The sequence below is a fragment of the Streptomyces sp. NPDC046862 genome (assembly GCF_040704615.1).
In the GTDB taxonomy this organism is placed as follows: Bacteria; Actinomycetota; Actinomycetes; order Streptomycetales; family Streptomycetaceae; genus Streptomyces.
Genome location: NZ_JBEYXP010000011.1, coordinates 11,821 through 33,305 on the forward strand (window position 1 = coordinate 11,821; position 21,485 = coordinate 33,305).

Annotated in this window: 19 protein-coding genes; 12 read left to right on the forward strand and 7 right to left on the reverse strand. The window is 70.1% G+C overall.

Features of this window, described 5'->3' with window-relative positions; genetic code table 11:
* Nucleotides 1-56 precede the first annotated feature (56 nt).
* A complete protein-coding gene (locus tag AB0959_RS14245; RefSeq protein WP_366826682.1) occupies nt 57-1,718 on the reverse strand; it encodes an NAD(P)/FAD-dependent oxidoreductase in 1,662 nt (553 codons plus the stop codon).
* A 280-nt stretch (nt 1,719-1,998) separates the two neighbouring features.
* On the opposite strand from AB0959_RS14245, the gene AB0959_RS14250 reads away from it, so the two are divergent.
* From AB0959_RS14250 to AB0959_RS14270, 5 genes are all read left to right on the forward strand, one after another.
* A complete protein-coding gene (locus AB0959_RS14250; RefSeq protein WP_366826683.1) occupies nt 1,999-2,391 on the forward strand; it encodes a carboxymuconolactone decarboxylase family protein in 393 nt (130 codons plus the stop codon).
* Between the two features lie 108 nt (nt 2,392-2,499).
* Nucleotides 2,500-3,240: a 3-oxoacyl-ACP reductase family protein gene (locus AB0959_RS14255; protein WP_366826684.1), complete on the forward strand. Its 741-nt coding sequence runs from the start codon at nt 2,500-2,502 to the stop codon at nt 3,238-3,240.
* 219 nt (nt 3,241-3,459) lie between these two features.
* On the forward strand, nt 3,460-4,647 hold the full coding sequence (locus AB0959_RS14260) for an FAD-dependent oxidoreductase (protein ID WP_366826685.1): 1,188 nt from the start codon (nt 3,460-3,462) through the stop codon (nt 4,645-4,647).
* A gap of 18 nt (nt 4,648-4,665) precedes the next feature.
* Nucleotides 4,666-4,860: a ferredoxin gene (locus AB0959_RS14265; protein WP_366826686.1), complete on the forward strand. Its 195-nt coding sequence runs from the start codon at nt 4,666-4,668 to the stop codon at nt 4,858-4,860.
* Nucleotides 4,861-5,062: 202 nt separating this feature from the next.
* Nucleotides 5,063-5,998, forward strand: coding sequence for an SDR family NAD(P)-dependent oxidoreductase (locus AB0959_RS14270; protein ID WP_366826687.1), 936 nt, complete (start codon nt 5,063-5,065; stop codon nt 5,996-5,998).
* Between the two features lie 48 nt (nt 5,999-6,046).
* Here AB0959_RS14270 and AB0959_RS14275 read toward each other — a convergent pair whose 3' ends face one another.
* The gene (locus AB0959_RS14275; protein ID WP_366826688.1) at nt 6,047-7,216 is read right to left on the reverse strand and encodes an acyl-CoA dehydrogenase family protein; all 1,170 of its coding nucleotides are present in this window, start codon (nt 7,214-7,216) and stop codon (nt 6,047-6,049) included.
* Between the two features lie 75 nt (nt 7,217-7,291).
* Between AB0959_RS14275 and AB0959_RS14280 the strand changes: the two genes are divergently transcribed.
* The 4 genes from AB0959_RS14280 to AB0959_RS14295 all read left to right on the forward strand — a co-directional run bounded on the left by AB0959_RS14280 (nt 7,292) and on the right by AB0959_RS14295 (nt 12,444).
* Nucleotides 7,292-8,398 (forward strand): CaiB/BaiF CoA-transferase family protein, encoded by a 1,107-nt coding sequence (locus tag AB0959_RS14280; RefSeq protein ID WP_366826689.1) that lies wholly within the window; start codon nt 7,292-7,294, stop codon nt 8,396-8,398.
* Nucleotides 8,399-8,483: 85 nt separating this feature from the next.
* Nucleotides 8,484-9,632 (forward strand): thiolase family protein, encoded by a 1,149-nt coding sequence (locus AB0959_RS14285; RefSeq protein WP_366826690.1) that lies wholly within the window; start codon nt 8,484-8,486, stop codon nt 9,630-9,632.
* Between the two features lie 34 nt (nt 9,633-9,666).
* Entirely contained in the window at nt 9,667-11,319 is a 1,653-nt protein-coding gene (locus AB0959_RS14290) for an AMP-binding protein (protein WP_366826691.1), read from the forward strand.
* Between the two features lie 69 nt (nt 11,320-11,388).
* Complete coding sequence (locus tag AB0959_RS14295; protein ID WP_366826692.1) at nt 11,389-12,444, forward strand: LLM class F420-dependent oxidoreductase; 1,056 nt, start codon at nt 11,389-11,391, stop codon at nt 12,442-12,444.
* Here the strand turns inward: AB0959_RS14295 and AB0959_RS14300 are convergent.
* Nucleotides 12,425-13,525: an acyl-CoA dehydrogenase family protein gene (locus AB0959_RS14300; RefSeq protein ID WP_366826693.1), complete on the reverse strand. Its 1,101-nt coding sequence runs from the start codon at nt 13,523-13,525 to the stop codon at nt 12,425-12,427. The two genes, AB0959_RS14295 and AB0959_RS14300, sit on opposite strands and share 20 nt — an antisense overlap.
* A 129-nt stretch (nt 13,526-13,654) precedes the next feature.
* On the opposite strand from AB0959_RS14300, the gene AB0959_RS14305 reads away from it, so the two are divergent.
* On the forward strand, nt 13,655-14,458 hold the full coding sequence (locus tag AB0959_RS14305) for an enoyl-CoA hydratase/isomerase family protein (protein WP_366826694.1): 804 nt from the start codon (nt 13,655-13,657) through the stop codon (nt 14,456-14,458).
* Between the two features lie 18 nt (nt 14,459-14,476).
* Here AB0959_RS14305 and AB0959_RS14310 read toward each other — a convergent pair whose 3' ends face one another.
* Entirely contained in the window at nt 14,477-15,718 is a 1,242-nt protein-coding gene (locus tag AB0959_RS14310; RefSeq protein WP_366826695.1) for a MaoC family dehydratase N-terminal domain-containing protein, read from the reverse strand.
* 49 nt (nt 15,719-15,767) lie between these two features.
* On the reverse strand, nt 15,768-17,351 hold the full coding sequence (locus AB0959_RS14315; RefSeq protein ID WP_366826696.1) for a class I adenylate-forming enzyme family protein: 1,584 nt from the start codon (nt 17,349-17,351) through the stop codon (nt 15,768-15,770).
* A gap of 224 nt (nt 17,352-17,575) precedes the next feature.
* Between AB0959_RS14315 and AB0959_RS14320 the strand changes: the two genes are divergently transcribed.
* On the forward strand, nt 17,576-18,343 hold the full coding sequence (locus AB0959_RS14320; protein ID WP_366826697.1) for an SDR family NAD(P)-dependent oxidoreductase: 768 nt from the start codon (nt 17,576-17,578) through the stop codon (nt 18,341-18,343).
* Nucleotides 18,340-19,110: a crotonase/enoyl-CoA hydratase family protein gene (locus tag AB0959_RS14325; RefSeq protein WP_366826698.1), complete on the forward strand. Its 771-nt coding sequence runs from the start codon at nt 18,340-18,342 to the stop codon at nt 19,108-19,110. Before AB0959_RS14320 ends, AB0959_RS14325 begins: the two co-directional genes overlap by 4 nt.
* 129 nt (nt 19,111-19,239) lie before the next feature.
* On the opposite strand, the gene AB0959_RS14330 is transcribed toward AB0959_RS14325, so the two are convergent.
* Together AB0959_RS14330 and AB0959_RS14335 are read right to left on the reverse strand one after the other, a co-directional pair.
* Complete coding sequence (locus tag AB0959_RS14330) at nt 19,240-20,166, reverse strand: cyclase family protein (protein ID WP_366826867.1); 927 nt, start codon at nt 20,164-20,166, stop codon at nt 19,240-19,242.
* 64 nt (nt 20,167-20,230) lie between these two features.
* Nucleotides 20,231-21,421, reverse strand: coding sequence for an acyl-CoA dehydrogenase family protein (locus AB0959_RS14335; protein ID WP_366826699.1), 1,191 nt, complete (start codon nt 21,419-21,421; stop codon nt 20,231-20,233).
* Between the last annotated feature and the right edge of the window lie 64 nt (nt 21,422-21,485).

Consider the following 21,485-nt stretch of genomic DNA (forward strand, 5'->3'; position numbering starts at 1 on the left):
TCACTGAGCGGAGCGGCGCTCGGTCGGCCCCTGGTCGGCCGAGCGCCGCTGTCGTCTCACGCGTCGGCCGGGACGCCCGCCTTGGAGAGCTCGAAGGTGTTGAAGTCGTTCTCCTCGACCTCTCGGATCAGTTCCTGGAGCTTCCAGCGCCCGGTGGGGTTCAGCAGCTGGCTGACGGCCTTGCCGGGGATGTTGGCTCCGTAGAAGTAGCTGGCCTTCTGGAAGATCGACAGGTTGTCGCTGTTGTTCATCAGGTCGGTCCACTCCTTCTCCGCGGACGCCTTGACCTCGATCACGTCGTAGCCGTGGTCACGGGCGTGCATCAGCGCGTCGTGGGTGAAGTCCACCTGGTCGCCCGCATACCGGGGATTGTTGCCGAGCGCGCCGTGCGGACCGCCGGGGAAGAAGAAGTTGGGGAAGCCGGCGGTGGCGACCCCGAGATAGGTGCGGGGGCCGTCGGCCCAGTACTCCTCCAGAGCCAGGCCCTTGCGCCCGCGCACACCGAGCCGGTTGAGCGCCCCCGTGCCGAAGTCGTACCCCGTGCCCCAGATGATGATGTCGAACTCACGCAGGCCCTTGCTCGTCTCGATCCCGGACTCGGTGATGCGGACGATGGGCTCCTCGGGCAGCGAGACGAGTGACACGTTCGGCTTGTTGTAAGCCTCGTAGTAGCCGGTCCCGAACGGGGGGCGGCGCGCGCCGTACCCGCCGTCCTTGGGGATCAGCTTCTCCGCCGTCTCGGGGTCCTTCACGATGGTGCGGATCTTCCCGGCCATGAACGCGCACCACTCGGCGTTCACGGTGGGGTTGTACGTCATGTCGCGGTAGTGCTCGGTGAGTTTGGTGAAGCCCGGGCTGTTCCAGATCTTCTCGTAGAACTCCTGCCGTTCCTCCGCGCTGACGTCCGCACCGTGCTGCGGGTTGATCTTGTGCAGGAAGCCGCTCGGCGACGTGTTCAGGGCATCGCGGATCTGCTCGTAGTCCGCCTTCAGCTGGGCCTGCTCCTCCGGGGAGATCGGCCTGTTGTTCAACGGTGTCACCCAGTCTGCCTTCATCTGGTACACCGTCAGGTAGGCCACGTCATCGGCGATGGCGGGAACGACCTGCACACCGCTGGAGCCAGTGCCGATGAGCGCCACTCGCTTGCCGGTGAAGTCGATGGGCGTCTTGGGCCACCGGCTGGTGTGGTGCTGGTCCCCCTGGAAGTCCTCGCGGCCGGGAATGTTCGGGATGAAGGGCACCGAGAGGTTACCGGTGGTGGCGACGAGGAAGCGGGCGCGGACCGTCGTTCCGTCCGAGGCCGACACGGTCCAGGTGGCGGAGTCCTCCTCGTACACGGCCGAGGTCACGCGGGCGCCGAAGACGATGTCGCGGCGCAGGCCGAAGCGGTCGACGACGTGGTTGAAGTAGCGCTCGATCTCCGGCTGGCCCGCGTACTGCTCCGACCATTCCCACTCCTCCCACAGCTCCTTGGAGAAGAGGTAGCCGTAGGTGTAGCTCTCCGAGTCGAAGCGCGCCTCCGGGTAGCGGTTCCAATACCACACGCCGCCGACGCCGGTACCCGCCTCCAGTAGCTTCACCGAAAACCCTGCCTCGCGGGCCCGGTACAGCTGGTAGATGCCGGTGACACCGGCGCCCACGACCACGACGTCCAGCAGGTCGGCCGCATCGGCCGGACCTCCGGGTGCCGCGGCCGCCGTCTTCGTCGTCTTGCTCATCTGCCCTCCACATGCACAGGGGGCTGCTCCGCCCGCGTGAACCCGAGTTTGATAGTTCGACCGATCGATCGAATATTGAGTGAGAGTAGGCCAGGGGTCTGGCTCGATCAATGGGTGTGTCGTCAGGAGGCGGGCTGGGGCGGGAGTCGGCCCCTTATTGGTCTGCCGCGTCCGTGTCGTTGCTGGTCGACATGGTCACTGCCCCTCGATCGTTGATTATACCGACCGATTGTTCTAACTTTCGCTCGGGGACACAGTGACGTGCCAACAGGAGTCGCACATGACGACCAGGAAACCTGAAGAACCCACCGACCTGCGCGGTGCCGGACTCAAGGCCATGCGAGACGCGCTGCCCGGCGTGTTTCCCGACGGCGACATCGATCTGCGGGATGGACGTCTCGGCGAAGAACTCGTCGAGATCGGGCTGACCAGTGTCTGGGGCTCCCTGTGGGCCCGGGACGGGCTCAGTCCGCGCGACCGAAGCCTGGTCACCCTGGGAATTCTCATCGCGCTGGGTGCCGAGTCCGAGCTTAAGACCCACTTCCGGATCGGCCTCTCCAACGGCCTGACCCGGGACGAACTCGCCGAGGTTATCTACCACGCCAGCGGTTACGCGGGCTTCCCGGCCGCGACAGCGGCCCGGGCCGCCGCCCGCGAGGCCCTGCCCGACTGACACGGGACACCACCGCCCTGCCGGGTGTTCGACGGGGCGCACGGAGTTGAATCGCCGGTCGCGCGGACGGGAGCGGATGCGCGGCGCCAAGCATGATGAGGAGCGCACATGTCACTGGAAGGAAGAGTCGCCGTCGTAACCGGCGGCGCCCGGGGTATCGGGGAGGCGGTCGCCAGAGTGCTGGCGGCCCGGGGCGCGGCGGTCGCCGTGTGGGACCTGAATCTCGAGGGAGCCGAGAAGACCGCCGCCACCATCCAGGAGGCGGGCGGAACCGCCATCGCCGTAGGCGCAGACGCGGCCGACGCCGCCGCCGTGGCCGCGGCGGCCGGCCGGACCCGCGAAGAACTGGGGCCGGTCGGGATCCTCGTCAACAATGCGGGGATCACGGCCTATCAGCCGTTCACGACCATCGGCGAGGACGCCTGGGACCGCATGATCGGCATCAACCTCAAGGGGCCGTTCCTGGTGACCAGAGAGTTGGTGCCCGACATGCTGGAGGCGGGGTGGGGGCGGATCATCAACATCTCCTCCTCGTCCGCGCAGACCGGGGCGCCGGCCATGGCCCACTACGCGGCGTCCAAGGGCGGGGTCATCGGCATGACCCGCGCGCTGGCCATCGAGTACGCGGACAAGGGCATCACGGTCAACCATGTGCCTCCGGGCTTCATCGACACTCCGCTGGTGCGTCAGGGGCCGGTCGACGTGGAGGCGGTGGCGGCGACGATGCCGATGAAGCGGGCCGGACAGCCCGAGGATGTCGCCCACGCGGTTGCCTACCTTGCCTCCGACGAGGCCGGATACGTCACCGGCCAGACCCTCAGCACCAACGGTGGGCGTTACCTCGTGTGACCGTCGCGGGTCCTGGAACGGCGACCGGCCGCCGGTGGGATACGGGCTGATCCGGGGCTCGGGCCCTGCCCTACCCCGCTCGTTGTTTCGACCGATCGGTATATTATTGTGGGTGCAAGACCGCACCCAAGCAGAAGCGGAGTCAGGTATGAGGATCGAGCACGGCCCGGCCGACGCCGACCGGCCGTCGGTTCGGCCGGTGGCAGCCGGAGTGAGCGCATGACCGCCCCCGGCAGGGTCCTGGTGGTGGGTGCGTCCGCGGCCGGACTCACCACGGTGGAGGCGCTGCGCCGCAAGGGCTACGCCGGTGAGATCGATGTTCTCGGCGACGAGTCGCACGCCCCGTACGACCGGCCGCCGCTGTCCAAGCAGGTCCTCTCCGGCGTATGGGAACCGCAACGGGCGACTCTGCGGACGACGGACGTCCTTGCGGGACTGAACGCCGACTTCGTGCTCGGCGACGAGGCCACCGCCCTGGACGTGGCGACGCGAACCGTGCGGACGGCCTCCGGTCGGGCACTGAGCGCCGACGCGGTCGTGGTCGCCACCGGTGTCCGGGCGCGCGAGCTGCCCGGACAGGACGGCCTGGCCGGTGTGCACGTGCTGCGCAGCCTCGACGACGCGCTGGCACTGAAGGCGGAACTGCGTCCCGGTGCCCGACTGGTCGTGGTCGGCGAGGGCGTGCTCGGGTCGGAGATCGCGGCCACCGGACGCACGCTGGGGCTGGACGTCACTCTCACCGGCCCCCTGGCCGCTCCGCTGGCCCTGCAGGTGGGCCCGATGGTGTCCGGGCTGCTGGCGGACCTGCACGCCGAGCGTGGGGTACGGCTGCGTCTCGGGGCCGGCGTCTCGGGTCTGAGCAGCGAGGGCGGTCGGGTCACCGGAGTGGAGCTGAGTACCGGAGAGAGCCTCCCGGCCGACGTCGTCGTGGTCGCCATCGGCGCGATCCCGGCGACCGGGTGGCTCGCGGACAGCGGCCTGACCCTGGACAACGGTGTCGTGTGCGACTCCCGGTGCCGTGCGGCGGACGGCATCTACGCGGTCGGTGACGTGGCGAGGTTCCACCACGAGAGCTACGGCCGCCTGATCCGTCTGGAGAACCGGACGAACGCCACCGAGCAGGCCGCGGCCGTCGCCGGAGCCATTCTCGGCGAGGACCAGCCGTACGTGCCCGTGCCCTACTTCTGGACCGACCAGTTCGACGCCAAGCTCCAGGTCCACGGGCTGCTGCCCGCCGACGCGGACGTCGAGATCGTCGAAGGCGACGTGGCGGCCCGCCGGTTCGTCGCCCGGTACACCAGCGACGGCGTGGTGACCGGGGTGCTCGGCTGGAACATGCCCAAGCAGACCCGCCTGCGCCGCCAGAACGTCGTGGACGCCCTCCACGCCGCAGTCCCCACCCCCTGAACGACTGGGAGAAATGACATGAAGGTCCTCATCGACGAGGAGAAGTGCTGCGCCGCCGGACAGTGTGTGGCCGCCTCCCCGGAGGTTTTCGACCAGCGGGAGGAGGACGGCATCGTCATCCTGCTGAACGAGAATCCGCCGCAGGAACTGGCGGACGACGTCCGCAACGCGGCGGCCGTGTGCCCGGCACTCGCCATCCGCATCGAGGAATAACAGACCGTTTTCGCGAGGAGGACAGGGGCAGCCCGGAGACCTGCGCGCCGCTCGTCCACGTTCTCCGCGCACCGCGGCCCGTCCCTTTTCGCTTCCCGCCGCGCTTCGCGGCCGGGACATCGATTTCGTTGTTGATCAGGACCGGTGGGCCGATTCCGTCGCCAGCGGTTCGTAGGAGAGCGCAGTACGACAGGAGTCACCCATGAGTGAGTTGAGCTTCGAAGGACGTGTCGCCGTCGTCACCGGCGCGGGGCGGGGGATCGGGCGCGCCCATGCCCGCTTGCTGGCCGAGCGGGGAGCGAAGGTCGTCGTCAACGACCTCGGTGGAACGATGGAGGGCGAGGGGTCGGACGCCGGCCCCGCCCAGAAGGTGGTGGACGCGATTGTGGCGGCCGGCGGCCAGGCCGTGGCCGACACCAACGACGTCTCCACCGAGACGGGCGGCAGGGCGATCGTCGACTCCGCGCTGAACGCCTTCGGCCGCGTCGACATCGTCGTCAACAACGCCGGCATCATCAGGTGGGCCGGTTTGCCCGACGTCGACCTCGACAACCTCGAACGTCATCTCGCCGTCCACCTGCTCGGTTCGTTCAACACAATGCGGGCCGCCTGGCCGCACTTCGTGGAGCAGGGCTACGGGCGTGTGGTGCTGACGACGTCCGCCGGTCTGTTCGGCCTCGACAACAACCTGTCGTACGCGGCGGCCAAGGGCGGTGTGGTCGGTCTGGCCCGGAGCGCCAAGCTGGCCGGTGAGCCCCACGGAATCAAGGTGAACCTGATCGCCCCGGCCGCGCTGACCCGGATGGGCGGCATCGAGGACGACGACGCCGCGGCCGCCCGGCAGGCCGGCATGCCCTCCGAGGCCGTGTCGCCGCTCGTCGCCTACCTCGCGCACGAGAGCTGCCCGGTCAACGGCGAGATCTACGCGGCGGGCGCCGGACGCTTCGCGCGCTTCTTCATTGGCTCGACGCCCGGCTATGTGCATCCCGACGGCCCGGCCACCATCGAGGACGTCGTGGCGAACTGGGAAGCCATCAACGACGAGAAGGGCTACTACGTGCCCGCGGACCTGATGGCGTGGACAGGCGCCTTCCTCGGGCACCAGTTCAAGGAGAAGCCTGGCTCCGAGGTCTCGTAGGCCCGCGCCACGCCGTCCGAGGGCGAGCCCGCGCGTGGGGGTACCTGCTCAGGTGCCCCTGCCGGGCTTCGGTCCGGCCAGGTCGCGGCCGATGATGTCCTTCATGATCTCGGTCGTTCCGCCGACGAGTGTCTGCACCCGTGCGTCGGCGTACGCGCGTGAGATCCGGTACTCGTCCATGTAGCCGTATCCGCCGTGCAGTTGAAGACAGGCGGCGACGACCCGGTTCTGCAACTCGGTGGCCCACCACTTGGCCTTGGCCCCGGTGACCGCGTCGAGTGTCCCCTCGTTGAGGTCGAGGATGCAGCGCTCCAGATAGCCACGGGTCACCTCGACCTCCGTGGTCAGCTCGGCCAGGCGGAACCGGGTGTTCTGCAGGTCGACGAGCCGCCGCCCGAACACCTTGCGCTCCCGCGTGTACTCCAGCGTCCAGCGCAAGGCCGCCTCCGCGGCCACGACGGCACGCCAGGCGATCGACAGCCGTTCCAGCGGCAGTTGGGCGGTGAGCTGACGGAAGCCTGCTCCCTCCTCACCGAGCAAGGCACCGGCGGGCAGGCGCAGGTCGTCGATGAAGAGCTCCGCGGTGTCCTGGGCGTGCAGGCCCAGCTTCTTGAGCTTCCGTCCCCGTTCGAACCCCTTGGCGGTGGACGGCACGAGAAACAGGGAGAGACGGGCGCGGCCGTCCGCTTCCCCGCTGCGGGCGGCCACGATGACCAGGTCGGAGCTGGAACCGCTGGTGATGAAGGTCTTGGCGCCGTTCAGCACCCAGTCCGTGCCGTCCCGGCGTGCTGTGGTGCGCATCCCGCGCAGATCGCTGCCGCCGCCCGGCTCGGTCATCGCGATCGAGGTGACCACGTCGCCCGTCGCCATGCCGGGCAGCCACCTTTGCTGCTGCTCCTCGGTGCCGAACCGGACCAGGTACGAGCCGACGATGTCCTCGTTGATGGCGAAGCCGGAGGCCAGCGAGGCCGCACCGACCTCGGCCAGTTCCTCTTGGATCACGCACCGGAAGCGGTAGTCGTCCGCACCGGCCCCGCCGAACCGCTCGGGGACACGCAGTCCCAGCACGCCCGCCGCCGCGGCGTCCTTCCAGACGGAGCGGTCGATGAGGCGGGCCTCCTCCCACTCCTCCAGGTGGGGAAGCACCGACCGTTCCACCAGCCTGCGGACGGTCTGGCGGAACGCTGCGTGATCGTCCTCGTAGAAGCTGTACGGCATCCACCGCTCCCTAAGCCATTATCTAAATCCGTTAACTGATATACCCTATGGTGTCGAGTCATCATAGGAGGACCGATGTCACCGGTTCCACCCCTCGGCGATCTGCGGGTCCTGGAATTCCTGGGCCTCGGGCCCGGGCCGTTCGCGGGCATGCTGCTGGCCGACCTGGGTGCCGACGTACTGGCCGTCACCAGACCGCGCGCCGTCAGGCCCGCGCTGGCCGAGAACCGTCCCGTCGTCGAACTCGACGTCAAGTCGGCCGAGGGCCGCGAGCAGGCGCTGCGGCTCGCCGAGAACTGCGACGTCCTGATCGAGGGCTTCCGCCCCGGCGTCATGGAACGGCTGGGACTGGGCCCGGACGACGTCCGTCAGCTCAACCCGCGGCTGATCTACGCCCGCATGACCGGGTGGGGGCAGCACGGCCCGCTCGCGCCCGCGGCCGGGCACGACATCAACTACATAGCGATCACCGGTGCGTTGCACCACGCCGCCCGGCGCGACCACATACCCGTCCCGCCCGCCAACCTGCTGGGGGACTTCGGAGCAGGCGGCATGTACCTCGTGACGGCTGTGCTGGCCGCGCTGCACGAGCGCGGCCGGACGGGCGCGGGCCAGGTGCTCGACGTGGCCATCGTGGACGGCACGACCTACCTCACCACCATGCTCCACGAGTACCGGTCCAGAGGTACGTGGTCGGACGCGGCCGGCACCAACCGGCTGGACACCGGGGCGCCCTATTACGACGTCTACCGGTGCGCCGACGGTCGGCACGTCGCGGTCGGCGCCCTTGAAGCGCCGTTCTTCGCCGCCCTGGTCGAACTGCTGGACCTCGACCCAGCCTGGACCCGTACTCGTGAGGACCCCGACCGGTGGCCCGAACTGCGCCAGGACATCGAGCAGGCCGTGCTGCGGCGCACCCGGGACGAATGGGCGGCCGCCGCTGCGGGAACGGACGCCTGTCTGACCCCGGTACTGGACCTGGCGGAAGCGGCCGGACATGCGCACCTGCGCGCCAGAGAGGCTCTGGTTCCCGCGCCGGACGGCAGGCCCGGGTGGCGGCCCACGCTGGGCGGCCGGCGGTTCGCCCGCGAGCAGCCGACGGCGCAGGCCCCCGCGCCATCGGTGGCCGACGCCCTCGTGCGATGGCGGACGGCATCGGGCCACGACGGCGAGGCGCGCTGAACACCCGATCCGAAGACCCGTGCACACGGCCCGCCGGACCGAGGCACGCCGGGAAGCGAAACCTGCGAAGTGGGAGCGAGGAGAGATGACGGCACGTCAGGCAGTGATCGTGGACGCGGTACGCACTCCGATCGGGAAGCGCAACGGATCACTGAGCGAGGTCCATCCGGTGGATCTGTCGGCCGTGGTCCTGCGCGCGCTCGTCGAGCGCAACGGGATCCCGCCGGAGTACGTCGACGACGTGATGTGGGGCTGTGTGACCCAACTCGGGGACCAGTCCAGCAACATCGCCCGGTTCACCACCCTCGCGGCGGGCTGGCCGGAGAGCATTCCCGGGGTCACCTTCAACCGGGCCTGCGGCTCCAGCCAGCAGGCCATCGAGTCGGCGACGCACGCCGTGGTCGCCGGTGCCTATGACTGGGTGATCGCGGGCGGCGTCGAGACCATGTCGCGCGTCCCGCTCGGGGCCGCCCGCCAGACCGGATTCCCCTACGGGCAGACCGTACTGGACCGGTACGAGACCGACCGGCTGGAGCAGGGCCCCGGGGCGGAGATGATCGCCCGCAAGTGGGGACTGAGCCGGCACCGGCTCGACGAGTACGCCTCCCGCTCGCACGAACTGGCCGCCGCCGCCATCGACGCGGGCGTCTTCGACGAGCAACTGGCCACTGTTCCCGCCGCGCCGGATCTGAAGCAGGACGAGGGGCTGCGTCGTGGCACCTCCCCCGAGACCCTGGCGAAACTCAAGCCGTCGTTCCGGGAGGACGGTGTCATCCACGCGGGCAACGCATCCCAGATCTCCGACGGAGCCGCCGCCCTGCTCATCACGACCGCCGAACTGGCCCGCGCGCACGGTCTGCGGCCGCTGGCGACGATCCGCGCGGGCGCCGTCGTCGGGGACGACCCGGTGCTGATGCTGACCGCGCCCATCCCCGCCACCCGCAAGGTGCTCGACCGGGCCGGCCTGTCGATCGGCGACATCGGCGCCTTCGAGGTCAACGAGGCTTTCGCGCCGGTCCCACTCGCCTGGCAGACGGAGGTGAAGGCCGACCCGGACCGGCTCAACCCGCTCGGCGGCGCCATCGCGGTGGGGCACCCCCTCGGTGCGTCCGGCGCCATCCTCGCCACCCGGCTGCTGCACCACATGCGCCGCGAGGGCATCCGGTTCGGCCTGCAGACCATGTGCGAGGGCGGCGGCACCGCCAACGCCACCGTGTTCGAGCTGGCCGACTGACATGACCGGAACACGGACAGCGGAGGGGACGGCAGTGGGCGTGACACCGGAGCAGCGGCAGCAGGACCTGGCAGTGCTGCGGGAGCGCTGGTACCGGGAGGGCCACTACTCCTCGCTCACCATGGCCGAGGCACTGGAGGACGCCGGCCGACGCGTTCCCGGGACCCGGTTCGTGTTCGCCTCGGAGGCGACGACCACTGTCACCCTGGCGGAGGCGCTCGCCCTCGGCAGGCGCGCGGCGGCCGGGTTGTGCCGACTCGGGGTGCGGCCCGGTGACGTGGTCGCCGTGCAGGTCCCCAACCGTCTGGAGCTGGTGGTCTCGTACTTCGGGGCATGGCTCGCCGGCGCGGTCGTGCTGCCCATCACCCACATCTACGGCTCTGCCGAGGTCGGTGTCATCCTGCGGGACGCCGGGGCCAAGGTGCTGATCCTGCCCGACCGCTGGCGATCCATCGACTTCGTCGACCGCCTGGCCCGCCTCGACGCCGGGCCCTCACTCGAACAGGTCGTCGTGATCGGTGAGCGGGTGGCGACGGAGGCGGTCCCCTGGAACGAGCTGCTCGCCGACACGGTGGAGGCACCGGCGCCCCAGGGCGTGCACGCCGACGACGTCTGCGCGGTGATCTACACCTCTGGGACGACCGGTGTCCCCAAGGGCGTGCAGCACACCCACAACACTCTGCTGCACGAGCTGCGCAAGGGCGACCTGATGAACGAGGCCGGATCGGACGACACCCGCCTGATCCCCTGGCCCTCCGGCCATGTAGCGGGGCTGCTTGCCGCGTGCAGCGGGATCGTCTCAGGCACCGACACGGTGCACATGGACCGCTGGAACCCGGCTCGGGCCGTGGAACTCGTCGAGAAGTTCCGGTGCACCATCACCAGTGGCACACCGCTGCACGTGGAGGCGCTCCTGACGGCCGCCGCGGAAACCGGCCACGACATCTCCAGCCTGCGCTTCGTGCAGATCGGTGCCGCCAACGTGCCCCCCGCCCTGGTCGCCAGGGCCGACGCCGTCGGCATCGTCGTGGCCCGGGCCTACGGCAGCACCGAACACCCGCGCTGCGCGACCTCGCCGCTCGACGCCTCCGCGCGGCAGCGCTCCCTGACCGACGGCCTCGTCCGCTTCGGCGACGAGGTGCGGATCGTCGACGAGCGGCTGCGCCCGCTGCCGGTGGGGGAGGCGGGGGAGGTCGTGACCCGCGGCCCGAGCCAGTTCGTCGGCTACCGCGATCCCGCGTACGACGAGTGGGCGTTCCTGCCCGGCGGCTGGTTCCGTACCGGCGACGTCGGACGGCTGGACGAGGAGGGTCACCTGACCATCACCGACCGCATCAAGGACATCATCATCCGCGGCGGGGAGAACATTGCCTCCAAGGAGGTCGAGGACATCCTCGCCACCCATCCCCGGGTGCGGCACGCCGCCGTCGTCGCCGAACCCGACCCCCGGTACGGCGAACGCGTGGCCGCCTTCGTGGTCCTCGACAGCGGCACGCTCGACATCGAGGAGGTGCGGGAGCTGTTCGCCCGGCACCGGGTGGCGCCGCAGAAGGCGCCCGAGCGCATCGAGGTCGTCGCAGACCTGCCGCGGGCGCCGTCGGGAAAGGTCCGCAAATTCGAACTGCGCGACCGGCTGCGGGCCACGGGCGAGTCCATCGGCGAATCCGTCGGCGAGGCCCGCCCGTGAGGTCCGTACAGCACATACAGCCGTGATCGGGTGCCGGTGCGCCGCCCGGCAGAGAAGGAGACGCTCCCCATGGACGTGGGACTGCTGATGAGCTACTCGGGCGGCTTCGCCGAAGCCGCCCGCCGGCTGGGTGACTTCGAGGCGGCAGGGGTGGACTCGACGCTGCTGCCCGAGGCGTACACCTTCGACTCGGTGAGCCAGCTCGGCTACCTGGCCGCCCGCACCGAGCGGATGCGCCTCGCGTCGAGCATCCTCAACGTGTACTCGCGCAGCCCCGCCCTCCTGGCGATGACCGCCGCCGGACTCGACTTCGTGTCGGACGGCCGGTTCGAGCTGGGCATCGGTGCGTCCGGGCCCCAGGTGGTGGAGGGGTTCCACGGGCTGCCGTACACCTCCCCGCTGGCCCGGGTGCGGGAGGTGGTCGAGATCTGCCGGACCGTCTGGCGGCGAGAGCCCCTGCGGCACGAGGGCCGCCACTTCCAGCTGCCGCTGACCGCCGAGCGCGGCGGCACCGGGCGGGGCGGACGCGCGCTGCGGCTGATCAACCACCCGGTACGGCCCGACATCCCGATCGTCCTAGCCGCCCTGGGCCCCAAGAGCGTCGAGCTGGCGGCCGAGCTGTGTGAGGGCTGGCAGCCGACGCTGTATCTCCCGGAGGCCGCCAAGGAGGTCTTCGGGCCCTCCCTGGCGGCCGGTGGGGCCCGGCGTGAGGCCGGGCTGCCCCCGCTCAGGGTCGTCGCCGACGTCAAGGTCCTCGTCAGTGACGACGCGGAGGAACTCGCGGCCGGCCGGCAGCGGGTGCGCGAGTACATCGCGCTGTACGTCGGCGGTATGGGGGCCCGGGGCGGGAACTTCTACAACGCCCTGGTCTCCCGGTACGGCTTCGAGGGGCCGGCGGCACGGATCGAGGAGCTGTACCAGACCGGTCGCAAGGCCGAGGCCGCCGCCGCGGTACCCCAAGAGCTGGTCGACGGGGTGGCCCTGGTGGGATCGCCAGGTCTGGTCGCCGAACGGGTGGTCGCGTTCCGCGAGAGCGGAGTGACGGGCCTGAACGCCGCGCCGGTCGCTGACACCCACGAGCGGCGCGTCGAGGACATGGCTCTGCTCAAGCAGCTTGCCGGGTGAGGTTCGCGTCTTCGAGATACGCGAGTACTCGTTCGTGATGGTGGGCGGCGGTGCCGTGGACCAGAGAGTCGACCGTCGCACGGCGCAGGTACAGATGCAGGTCGTGCTCCCAGGTGAAGCCGATGCCACCGTGCAGCTGAAGGGCCTCTCCGGCGACAGCGGGGAGGCTCTCGCTCGCGAAGGCCTTGGCCGCGGCGGCCGCCATCGTGGCGTCGTCGCGGCTCGCGTCGAAGGCCATGGCCGCGTAGTAGGTGGCGGCCCGCAGGCCGCGCAGGGTGATCAGCATGTCGGCCGCCTTGTGCTTCACGGCCTGGAAGCCGCCCAGGGGGCGGCCGAACTGTTCGCGGACGGTGACATGGTCGACCGTCATCTCTAGGAGCCGTTCCCCCACGCCCAGCGCGTCGGCGGTGGTGAGCACCACCATCGCGTCCACCCACCGGCGCGCGTCGTCGGGACGGGTGGACAACACCTGCGCGGTGTCCACACCCACGTCGTCGAACAGTACGTCGTACCAGGAACGGGTCAGGTCCAGGGTCGTGCGCCGCTCGGCGCGGGCGGCGGACGCCGGGACCAACAGGACGTACGGCTCGTCGCCGGTGAGCGTCACCAGCAGCCAGTCGGCGCATCCGGCGGCGTGGACGGCCACGGCCCGGCCCGACAGGACGAGGCCGCGGCCCTCCCGGCGTATGGTGAGCGAGCCGTCGTGCACGAAGCCCGCCTTGAGCCGTCCCTCGGCCAGCCCCGCCCCGGTCTCCGCGGCCGGTCCGGTGAGGCCGGATCCCCGTGCGGCGGCCATGGACGCCAGTGCCGTCTCCATGAACGGGCCCGGCGCCGCCGCGCGCCCCAGTTCCTCCGCCACCAGGCAGAGCTCGGCCAGCCCCTGACCCGCGCCTCCCTGGTCCTCCGGGGCCGCCAGGCCCGTCCAGCCCATGCGCGTGCCGCGGTCCCACAGCTTGTCGTCCGTGTCCCGTTGCGCGTCGAGGACCGAGCGGACGGTCTGCGGGGGGCAGTCCGAGGCCAGCAGGTCGCGCGACACCTCGCGCAGCGCGGCTTGTTCCTCGGTGAGTTCGAAGTCGACCATCGACCGGTCCTTCCGTGGTCGTACTGGGTGCGATCACTGGCCTCTGATTGAGTGTAATGATTAATCTATATGGGACACCAGCTTCCGGAGAACCCGTGCTCGGGGACCCGATGGGGGAGAGGAACGACGATGCCGGATCAGGAGTCCAGCGCCGCACCGCGCAAGTACGAGACCGTCCTGTTCGAAGTGGACGAACATGTCGCGACGGTGACACTGAACCGTCCGCGCAAGCTCAACGCGTTCAACCAGGTCATGGTGGACGAGTTCCGGGACATCTGGACACACGTGCGCGACGAGGACGCCATCCACGTGGTGGTCCTGCGCGCCGCCGGTGAGCGCGCCTTCTGCACGGGTACGGACGTCGAGGACCGGATCCACCTCGCCGAGAACGTCTGGAGCCAGGAGGACCCGGGGAGGGGCCTCAGCCCCAAACAGAACAAGGTGTGGAAGCCGGTCGTCGCCGCCGTGCACGGCATGGTCGCCGGCGGCGCCTTCTACTGGCTGAACGACTGCGACATCGTGATCAGCGCGGAGGACGCCACCTTCTTCGATCCGCACGTCAGCTACGGCATGACATCGGCGCTGGAGCCCATCGGGCTGGCCCGGCGCATCCCCCTGGGTGAGGCGCTGCGGTGGGCCCTGCTCGGGCTGGACGAGCGGATGTCGGCTGCGCGTGCCCGCGAGATCGGGCTGGTGTCCGAACTGGTGCCCTACCCGCAGCTGTGGGACCGGGCCGACGAACTGGCGCGGATCATCGCGGCCAAACCCACGGCGGCCGTCCAGGGAACCGTCCGGGCGATCTGGGAGACCCACGGCCTGGACCGGGAGACGGCCCAGGCACTCGGCTGGCACTACACGACGATCGGTAATCCCCTCGGTAAGCCGCAGGTCTCACGCGAGAACTTCGTCAAACCCAGGTGGAGGCTCCGCTGACCGGGCCTGGCTGCCCGGTCATCCGGCGAACCGTGCGATCTCCACGTCCAGCAGATCGGTGAGGCTGTCGGCCGGAGGGTCCGGCAGCCGCACCGGAGCCTCGCGCGTCGGCAACAGGACCACGGCCCGGCCGGGCGTCGAGACCTCCCCGCGCTGGTTGTGGCAGGACACCTCGATGTGCACCTCGTTGCGACCGTCGACCCGCACCTTGTCGACCACGGTGCCGCGCACCCACGTCGTGTCGCCGATGTAGTTGAACTTGCGGTGCTCGCATCGGAGTCTGAACAGCCAGCCGTCGTCGCCCATCCAGTCCGTGAGCGCGTGTGTCAGCCAGGTCTCGCGCATGCCGCCGTAGTCGTAGCTCATGGGGATGCCGAGTTCCCGTGCGCGCTCGGGCTCCCAGTGCAGCCGCTGCACGGTGTCAGGGATGTTCCGGGCGTTGGGCGGGTACAGACCAGGGGCCTTGCGCCGCACCCGCCGGGCGACGGCAAAGGCTCCTGGTGGGGTCAGCTGCATGCCCCAGCCCACGTGCCAGACGACCATGTCGGTCACCGTGAGCGGGCCCTTGACCCGCGGCTGGAGCTCGTCGCCGACACGGACGTCCTCGAAGTAGCGGGTGTTCGCGCCCCGCCGCTCCTCGGCGTCGTAGGCGGCGTCGATCTCGGCGAGTTCCTCGGCGGTGTAGGGCGGGAGGGTCAGGGCCTCCTTCTCACCCGACCGCTTCCTGCTGGTGTGCCGTTCGGCGTGAATCCAGGTGCCGCGCTGGATCGCTGTCACCTTGCCCGCACCGTCGGCGAACAGGAAGTCGTTGGTCACATGGGCGGCCCTGCCGCCGAAGGAACTCGGCTTGACCTGGACACCGACCTGGGCTCGCAGACAGGAGCAGCGGTCACCCAGACGCAGCGGCCGGTAGTACTCGAACTCCATGACCGCCTGGTAGGCGCCGAGCCCGGCGAACGGGTCGCCCTTGAGGATCGCCTTGGCGCCTGCGTCCGGCTCGATGGCGTTCTCACCCATGGTGTACAGGAAGTTCGGGGGCGCGATCGTGCCCTGCCACCGGGTGGTCGGGCCATGCGCCGGGTCGCACCACAGAGGATTGTCATCACCGTATCCGAGCGCGAAGTGACGTATTCCGTCGGCTGTCACCTCGAGGTTGTGCGGCGGTAGGCGACGCTGGGGAACACCGATGCGGCGGCGTGAGCGCTCGACGGCCTCATCGGTGAGGAGGCCGTAGTCCGGCCTGTCCGTCAATGTGGTCAAGGTCTCTCCTTGGTTCGTGGACAGGCTGCTGCCCGGCGGCTGGGTCGCCTCAAGCGGGATCGGGGGACGGTTCACCGGTCGGCCTGCCGGACTTGTCAGGTGCGTCTTCCGGCGTCCTCCCGGCCGCGAAGAGTTCCTGGAGCCGGGGCCGGTCGACCTTGAGTGAGGGAGTGCGCGGCAACTGGTCCAGAATCCTCAGGTCCACCGGCATCTGATAGCGCGTCAGGCGCTCCGCCAGGTGATCGAGCAGATCCTGTGTGCTGGCCTGACCGCACAAGGTGACCGCCGCGACGGGCACTTCACCCAGGCGTTCGTCCGGAAGGCCGACGGCGGTCGCGTCGCTCACGGCCGGATGCTGGTGGAGGGCGTCCTCGATCACGCTCGGTGGAATCTTGAAGCCGCCACGGTTGATCGCGTCGTCCGCACGGCCGTGAATGAACAGGAAACCGTCCTCGTCCAGCGAGGCCAGGTCGTTCGTGCGCAACCAGCTCCCGTCGGTCGAGGGCAGTTGAGGACCGCGCACCTCGAGCAGTCCGATGCTGCCGGGCGCCTTGACCTCCTGTGTGGCGCGATCGACGATACGCAAGTCGATGCCGCGGTGCGCGCGGCCCACGCTGCCGCGCTTGACACCGGCCCATCGGCGGTGATCGGCGACCGACCAGCCCGCGATCGCGCCGGCGAACTCGGTGGCGCCGTAGGTGGTGAGGACGGGCACCCCGTACCGAGACTCGAACTCCTCGGCCAGCTCCGGCGGCAGGGGCGCAGTGCCCGAACCGATCGCCCGCACGCCGCTGAACGTGTCGACGGGCAGGTCCGCGCTCAGCACCATACGGATCGCGGTCGGCGGCAGGCGCAGCTGCCGCGGCCGGAGCCGGCGCACCAACTCGGCCCACTCCTCGACGTGGAACCGCTCCATCAGGGCGACGCACCGCCCGTCGACGGCATGGGCGATCGCGAAGTAGAGCCCGCTGATGTGGGCGAGTGAGGACCAGAGGATGGAGGAGCCCCGCCGCAGGCGCGGCCCGGTGTTGTCGTCGAGTTCCGTTCCGGCGGCTTCGAAGGCGGCGGTGAGCTGCGGATAGGCCAGACAGACGCGCTTGGGCTTGCCGGTCGTGCCGCTGGTCATCATCACCACCGCCACATCGTCCATGGGCAGCCCGGCCGGTGCCGGTGCCCAGGACGCCGGGCAGGGCCGCAACCCCGACTCCGGCGTGACGAGCAGGGGTACGGCGCCGACGTCCTCGGCCGCGCAGCGGACGGCGTCCCGGTTCCAGTCCTCCTCGTCGGCGATGACGACGTCCGGGCGCAGGGAGCGGATGTCGTCGCCGAGACCTGACTCGCCCACGTGCGGGCTGAGAGTGATGACTTGTCGGCCGGTGGCGATCGTCGCCAGCAGCGCGGCCAACTGGCCCGGCCTGTTGCGCAGGACGAGGCCGATCCGGTGAGCGGTCGTATGACTCCGCAGAAGCCGGTCCAGGTCACGGGTGGCGTCGCCGAAGTACGACCAGGGGAAGCTCGACTCCGCGAAGGTCAGCGCCGTCGCGGTCGGGTCGAGGTCCATCACGCGACGGAGCCAGTCCGACAGCGGAGGCAAGGTGCGTTCGGCTGGGTGCGAGCGGGCCTGATTCGTCATGGCGCCCTTCTACTGAGAGGCGGGACCTATGAGGTAAATTAGTTACTTGATTCTATCGGCGCTGTCCAGGTAGAGCCAAGGGGAGGCCCGTCGACGAGTGTCGATGCTCCCGTTGAAAGAGACAGATCTTTCATCTGAGATGCCTGATAGGCGTCAGTCCGAAGCTGAGAATGATGTGCGTGTCGACATGCCGGCCTGGAGCCGGCCCAACTCCCGGAGAACAGATGCGACTAGACGCGATCTCCGCACTCGTCACCGGCGGTGCGTCCGGACTCGGAGCCGCCACCGCGGCCGCGTTCGCCGAGGCGGGGGCGAAGGTGGTCATCACCGACCTGCCCGGCTCGCCCGGTGCCGAGACGGCGGACGCGATCGGAGGCGGAGTCCGGTTCGTGCCCGCCGACATCACCGACGAGGACAGCCTGCGGGCTCCGCTGGAAGCGGCCCAGGAGAGCGGGAACCTGCGGGCCGTCGTGCACTGCGCGGGCCGCGGAGGAGACCGGTTGCGCATCCTCGACAAGTCAGGTGCGCCCGCCCCACTGAACAGCTACCGGCAGGTCCTGGAGGTCAACCTCGTCGGCAGCTACAACGTCCTGCGTCTGGCCGCCGCGGCCATGGCGGGCAACACCATTGAGGACGGCGACCGCGGAGCCATCGTGCTGACCGCCTCCGCGGCGGCCTTCGAGGGACAGATCGGCCAGACCTCGTACGCCGCCTCCAAGGGAGGTGTGCACGCGATGACCCTGGTGGCCGCCCGCGACCTCGCCGGCTGGGCGATCCGGGTCAACACCATCGCGCCCGGGACCTTCGACACCCCGATGCTCGCCAGGCTCCGCGAGGACATCCGGCAGAGCATCGCCGAGACCATCCCCCATCCCAAGCGCCTCGGGAACGCCGCGGACTACGCCGATCTCGCGCTGACGCTGGTACGCAACCCCTACATCAACGGGGAGACGGTCCGCCTCGACGGCGCCCTGCGCATGGGTGCCCGATGAGCGCCGAGCCCGAGGTCCTGGTGGACCGCCACGACCGGGTCCTCGTGGTCACGGTCAACAGGCCGACGCAGAAGAACGCGATGACCCTGACGGCGGCCCGTCTGATCGCCGAGGCCGTCGACCGGCTGGACGGTTCACCGGAGCTGTCCGTCGCCGTGCTCACCGGGGCCGGCGGGACCTTCTGCGCGGGCATGGACCTCAAGCGGTTCGCGCTCGGAGAGCGTCCGGCGCTGCCCGGCCGCGGCTTCGCCGGACTCGTGGAGGCACCCCCGAAGAAGCCGATCATCGCCGCCGTCGAGGGCTGGGCGCTCGGCGGCGGCTGCGAACTCGCCCTTGCCTGCGACATGGTGGTGGCATCGCACAGTGCGCGCTTTGGACTGCCCGAGGTCAAGCGCGGTCTGGTGGCACGGGGCGGTGGAATGATCAGGCTGCCCCAGCGCCTGCCTCGCTCCATCGCGATGGAACTGCTGCTCACCGGCGATCCCATCGAAGCCGGGAGGGCCGAGCGGCTGGGACTGGTCAACCGTGTCGTGGACGACGGACAGGCGCTGAAAGCGGCGCTCCGGCTCGCCTCACGTATCGCCGAGAACGCGCCCCTGGCTGTGCAGTGCGCGAAAGCGGTGGCGAGCGCCGCACCCGGATGGCCGCAGGACGAGGTGTGGAGCAGGCAGGCCCCCCTGTCCGACGCCGTGTTCGCGTCGCAGGACGCGCAGGAAGGAGCGCGGGCCTTCGTGGAGCGCAGGGAACCCGTGTGGTCGGGGAGTTAGCACGGCGGACCGTCCGCCCCGGACCCGTTGCCGGGGCCTGAACGGCGAGTGGTGCGGCAGGAGCCGTGGCCAGGCTCCCTCCGCACCGCCCGCCGTACGATCGCCCTCCGCACGGACATGTGCCGCACGTCACCGGATGGCTACGGGGTTCACCAGGCCGCCGGTGCTCCGCAGGAAGCGCTCGGGCGTCGCGTTGAGCAGGAAGGTGTAGCGCCGGTCCCGGGCGCAGGCCGCGGCGAGGTCTTCGAGCACCCAGTTCTGTCCCTGGATCATGCCCATCATCACCAGGGTCAGGACGTGGACGGGCAGCATGACGTCCTCGACGTTCGCCGGGATCAGTTCCATGGGCATGTTGTCGATGGCCGCCGCCGCAACGCCCCGTTCGTGGAAGAAGAGGGGGGCGTCGTAGTCGAGCGCGGGCACCGGCCGCCGATAGCTCGGCACGTCCGCCGCCAGGAAGTGCGTCACCTGCCCGGTCCGGATGAGGACGATGTCGCCCTCCTCCACCGGTGTCCCCTGAGCCTCCTCTACGGCCTCCAGAACGGCGCGCGTCACCGGGAACCTGCCCGGAAGGACGTCGACGCCCTCATACCGGGCCACGTCCAGGAGGATGCCGCGCGACACGATGGTGCCGGCCGCCTCGATGCCGAGCTTCGCGGCGCCGGAGGCGTCGATCGCGTTCGCCGGTATGCCGTTGTACATGACGCCGCGGTGGCTGCAGTGGGACAGCGCGTCCCAGTGCGTCGCCGCCTGCGTGGGGGTCACCACGATGTCGTCGCTGTAGGCGACCGAGTCCGGGGAGTTGCCCATCCGCGTGTTGATCGCGAGCATGGTCCGGACCGGGTTGATGCGTCCCGGGACTCCGACACCGTTCTGCGGGCCGTCCAGCGACAGCGACATGGACAAGGAGAAGCTATCGCCCGTGATCACCGAGGCCGTCCCCTTCCTGACCACCTCGGGGGTGATGAAATTCAGGGTCCCGAGCTGGTCGTCCGCGCCCCACCGCTTCCAGTTGCTGACCTGCTCGGCCAAGGTGTCGTACTCGGCAACGCTCAGCACGGTTTCCGCCTCTCTCAGCTGTGACTCTTCGGTACGACGTGGCTGTCCCGGCCGGACCGGATCAGGAACGGGGCTCACGGGGGAGTCCCAGGGCCCGCTCGGCGATGGTCGTGCGCAGGACCTCGTTGGCGCCCCCGGCGATGGTGTAGGCCCGTGCGTAGAGGAGGGCGTCCTGCCAGTAGCCCCCGGCCACGGCGCGGTCGTCGCCCTCGGTCAGGAGGCCGTCGAGTCCTTGCAGTTGGACGCCGAGCGAGACGGCGTCGAGGTTGGTCTCGCTGTAGAAGACCTTGACCATCGCCGGATCGGTCGGCTCGTCGGTTCCCGCCGCCATGCGGGACTGCACGGCCTTGCTCATCAGGTCGGCGACGTGCACGCGCGCGGCCAGACGGCCCAGCCGGGCCCGCACGGCAGCGTCCGCCGAGGCGGGGGCTCCGGCCGGACCCGGCGCGGACGCCAGCTCCAGCAGGCCGTTCAGATCGTTGAGCATTTCGGCGCTCCGTGCGGCGACCGAACCGCGCTCCTGGGCCAGGCTCGCACCGGCGACACGCCACCCCTGGCCGACCTCACCGATCACCCGGTCGGCCGGGACGCGCACCCCGTCCAGGAACACCTCGTTGAAGTCGGCGGTCCCGGTGATCTCCCTGAGCGGCCGGATCTCCACCCCCGGCGAGCGCATGTCCAGCGCGAACGCGGTGATGCCCCGGGTCTTCGGCCCATCCGGGTCAGTACGCGCGAGGAGGTATCCGACGTCGGCGTGCTGGGCGTTGGTCGTCCATACCTTCTGCCCGTCCACCACGAAGTGGTCGCCCTCCTGGCGGGCCCGGGTCCGCAGCCCCGCCAGGTCGCTGCCCGCCTCCGGCTCGCTGAACAGCTGGCACCACAGGTCCTGCCCGGATCGCAGCCGGGGCAGGAAGTGCCGCTTCTGCTCCTCGGTCCCGTGGGCCAGCAGGGCTCCCGAGGCCAGGGCGCCGGCACCGATCTGCCCCCAGGCGCGGGCCCGTGCCAGTTCCTCGGCGACGACGAAGGCGTACTCGGGCCGCGGATCGGCGAGACCCCCGTACTCCGTCGGCCACGACCTGCCGAGATAGCCGGCGTCATGGAGCCGGGCGATCCAGCAGCGCAACTCGGGCACGAGACGGGCGGCGGGCGCCCGCACTCCCGCGTGGGTCTTCCTGCCGGGTGCGTGGGTGTGGATGAACGAGCGCACCTCGGCGCGGAAGGTGTCGAGTTCGGCGCTGGTGTCGAGCCTCATCGTCTCTCCTGTTCATGGGAGGCGGCGTCCTGGAGTGCCCGAAGGAGGACCGCCGCGGCGCGTC

Coding starts and splice junctions, on each gene's coding strand:
- AB0959_RS14245 (WP_366826682.1), bottom strand. CDS start 1,718: ATGAGCAAGACGACGAAGACGGCGGCCGCGGCACCCGGAGGTCCGGCC.
- AB0959_RS14250 (WP_366826683.1), top strand. CDS start 1,999: ATGACGACCAGGAAACCTGAAGAACCCACCGACCTGCGCGGTGCCGGA.
- AB0959_RS14255 (WP_366826684.1), top strand. CDS start 2,500: ATGTCACTGGAAGGAAGAGTCGCCGTCGTAACCGGCGGCGCCCGGGGT.
- AB0959_RS14260 (WP_366826685.1), top strand. CDS start 3,460: ATGACCGCCCCCGGCAGGGTCCTGGTGGTGGGTGCGTCCGCGGCCGGA.
- AB0959_RS14265 (WP_366826686.1), top strand. CDS start 4,666: ATGAAGGTCCTCATCGACGAGGAGAAGTGCTGCGCCGCCGGACAGTGT.
- AB0959_RS14270 (WP_366826687.1), top strand. CDS start 5,063: ATGAGTGAGTTGAGCTTCGAAGGACGTGTCGCCGTCGTCACCGGCGCG.
- AB0959_RS14275 (WP_366826688.1), bottom strand. CDS start 7,216: ATGCCGTACAGCTTCTACGAGGACGATCACGCAGCGTTCCGCCAGACC.
- AB0959_RS14280 (WP_366826689.1), top strand. CDS start 7,292: ATGTCACCGGTTCCACCCCTCGGCGATCTGCGGGTCCTGGAATTCCTG.
- AB0959_RS14285 (WP_366826690.1), top strand. CDS start 8,484: ATGACGGCACGTCAGGCAGTGATCGTGGACGCGGTACGCACTCCGATC.
- AB0959_RS14295 (WP_366826692.1), top strand. CDS start 11,389: ATGGACGTGGGACTGCTGATGAGCTACTCGGGCGGCTTCGCCGAAGCC.
- AB0959_RS14300 (WP_366826693.1), bottom strand. CDS start 13,525: ATGGTCGACTTCGAACTCACCGAGGAACAAGCCGCGCTGCGCGAGGTG.
- AB0959_RS14305 (WP_366826694.1), top strand. CDS start 13,655: ATGCCGGATCAGGAGTCCAGCGCCGCACCGCGCAAGTACGAGACCGTC.
- AB0959_RS14315 (WP_366826696.1), bottom strand. CDS start 17,351: ATGACGAATCAGGCCCGCTCGCACCCAGCCGAACGCACCTTGCCTCCG.
- AB0959_RS14320 (WP_366826697.1), top strand. CDS start 17,576: ATGCGACTAGACGCGATCTCCGCACTCGTCACCGGCGGTGCGTCCGGA.
- AB0959_RS14325 (WP_366826698.1), top strand. CDS start 18,340: ATGAGCGCCGAGCCCGAGGTCCTGGTGGACCGCCACGACCGGGTCCTC.
- AB0959_RS14335 (WP_366826699.1), bottom strand. CDS start 21,421: ATGAGGCTCGACACCAGCGCCGAACTCGACACCTTCCGCGCCGAGGTG.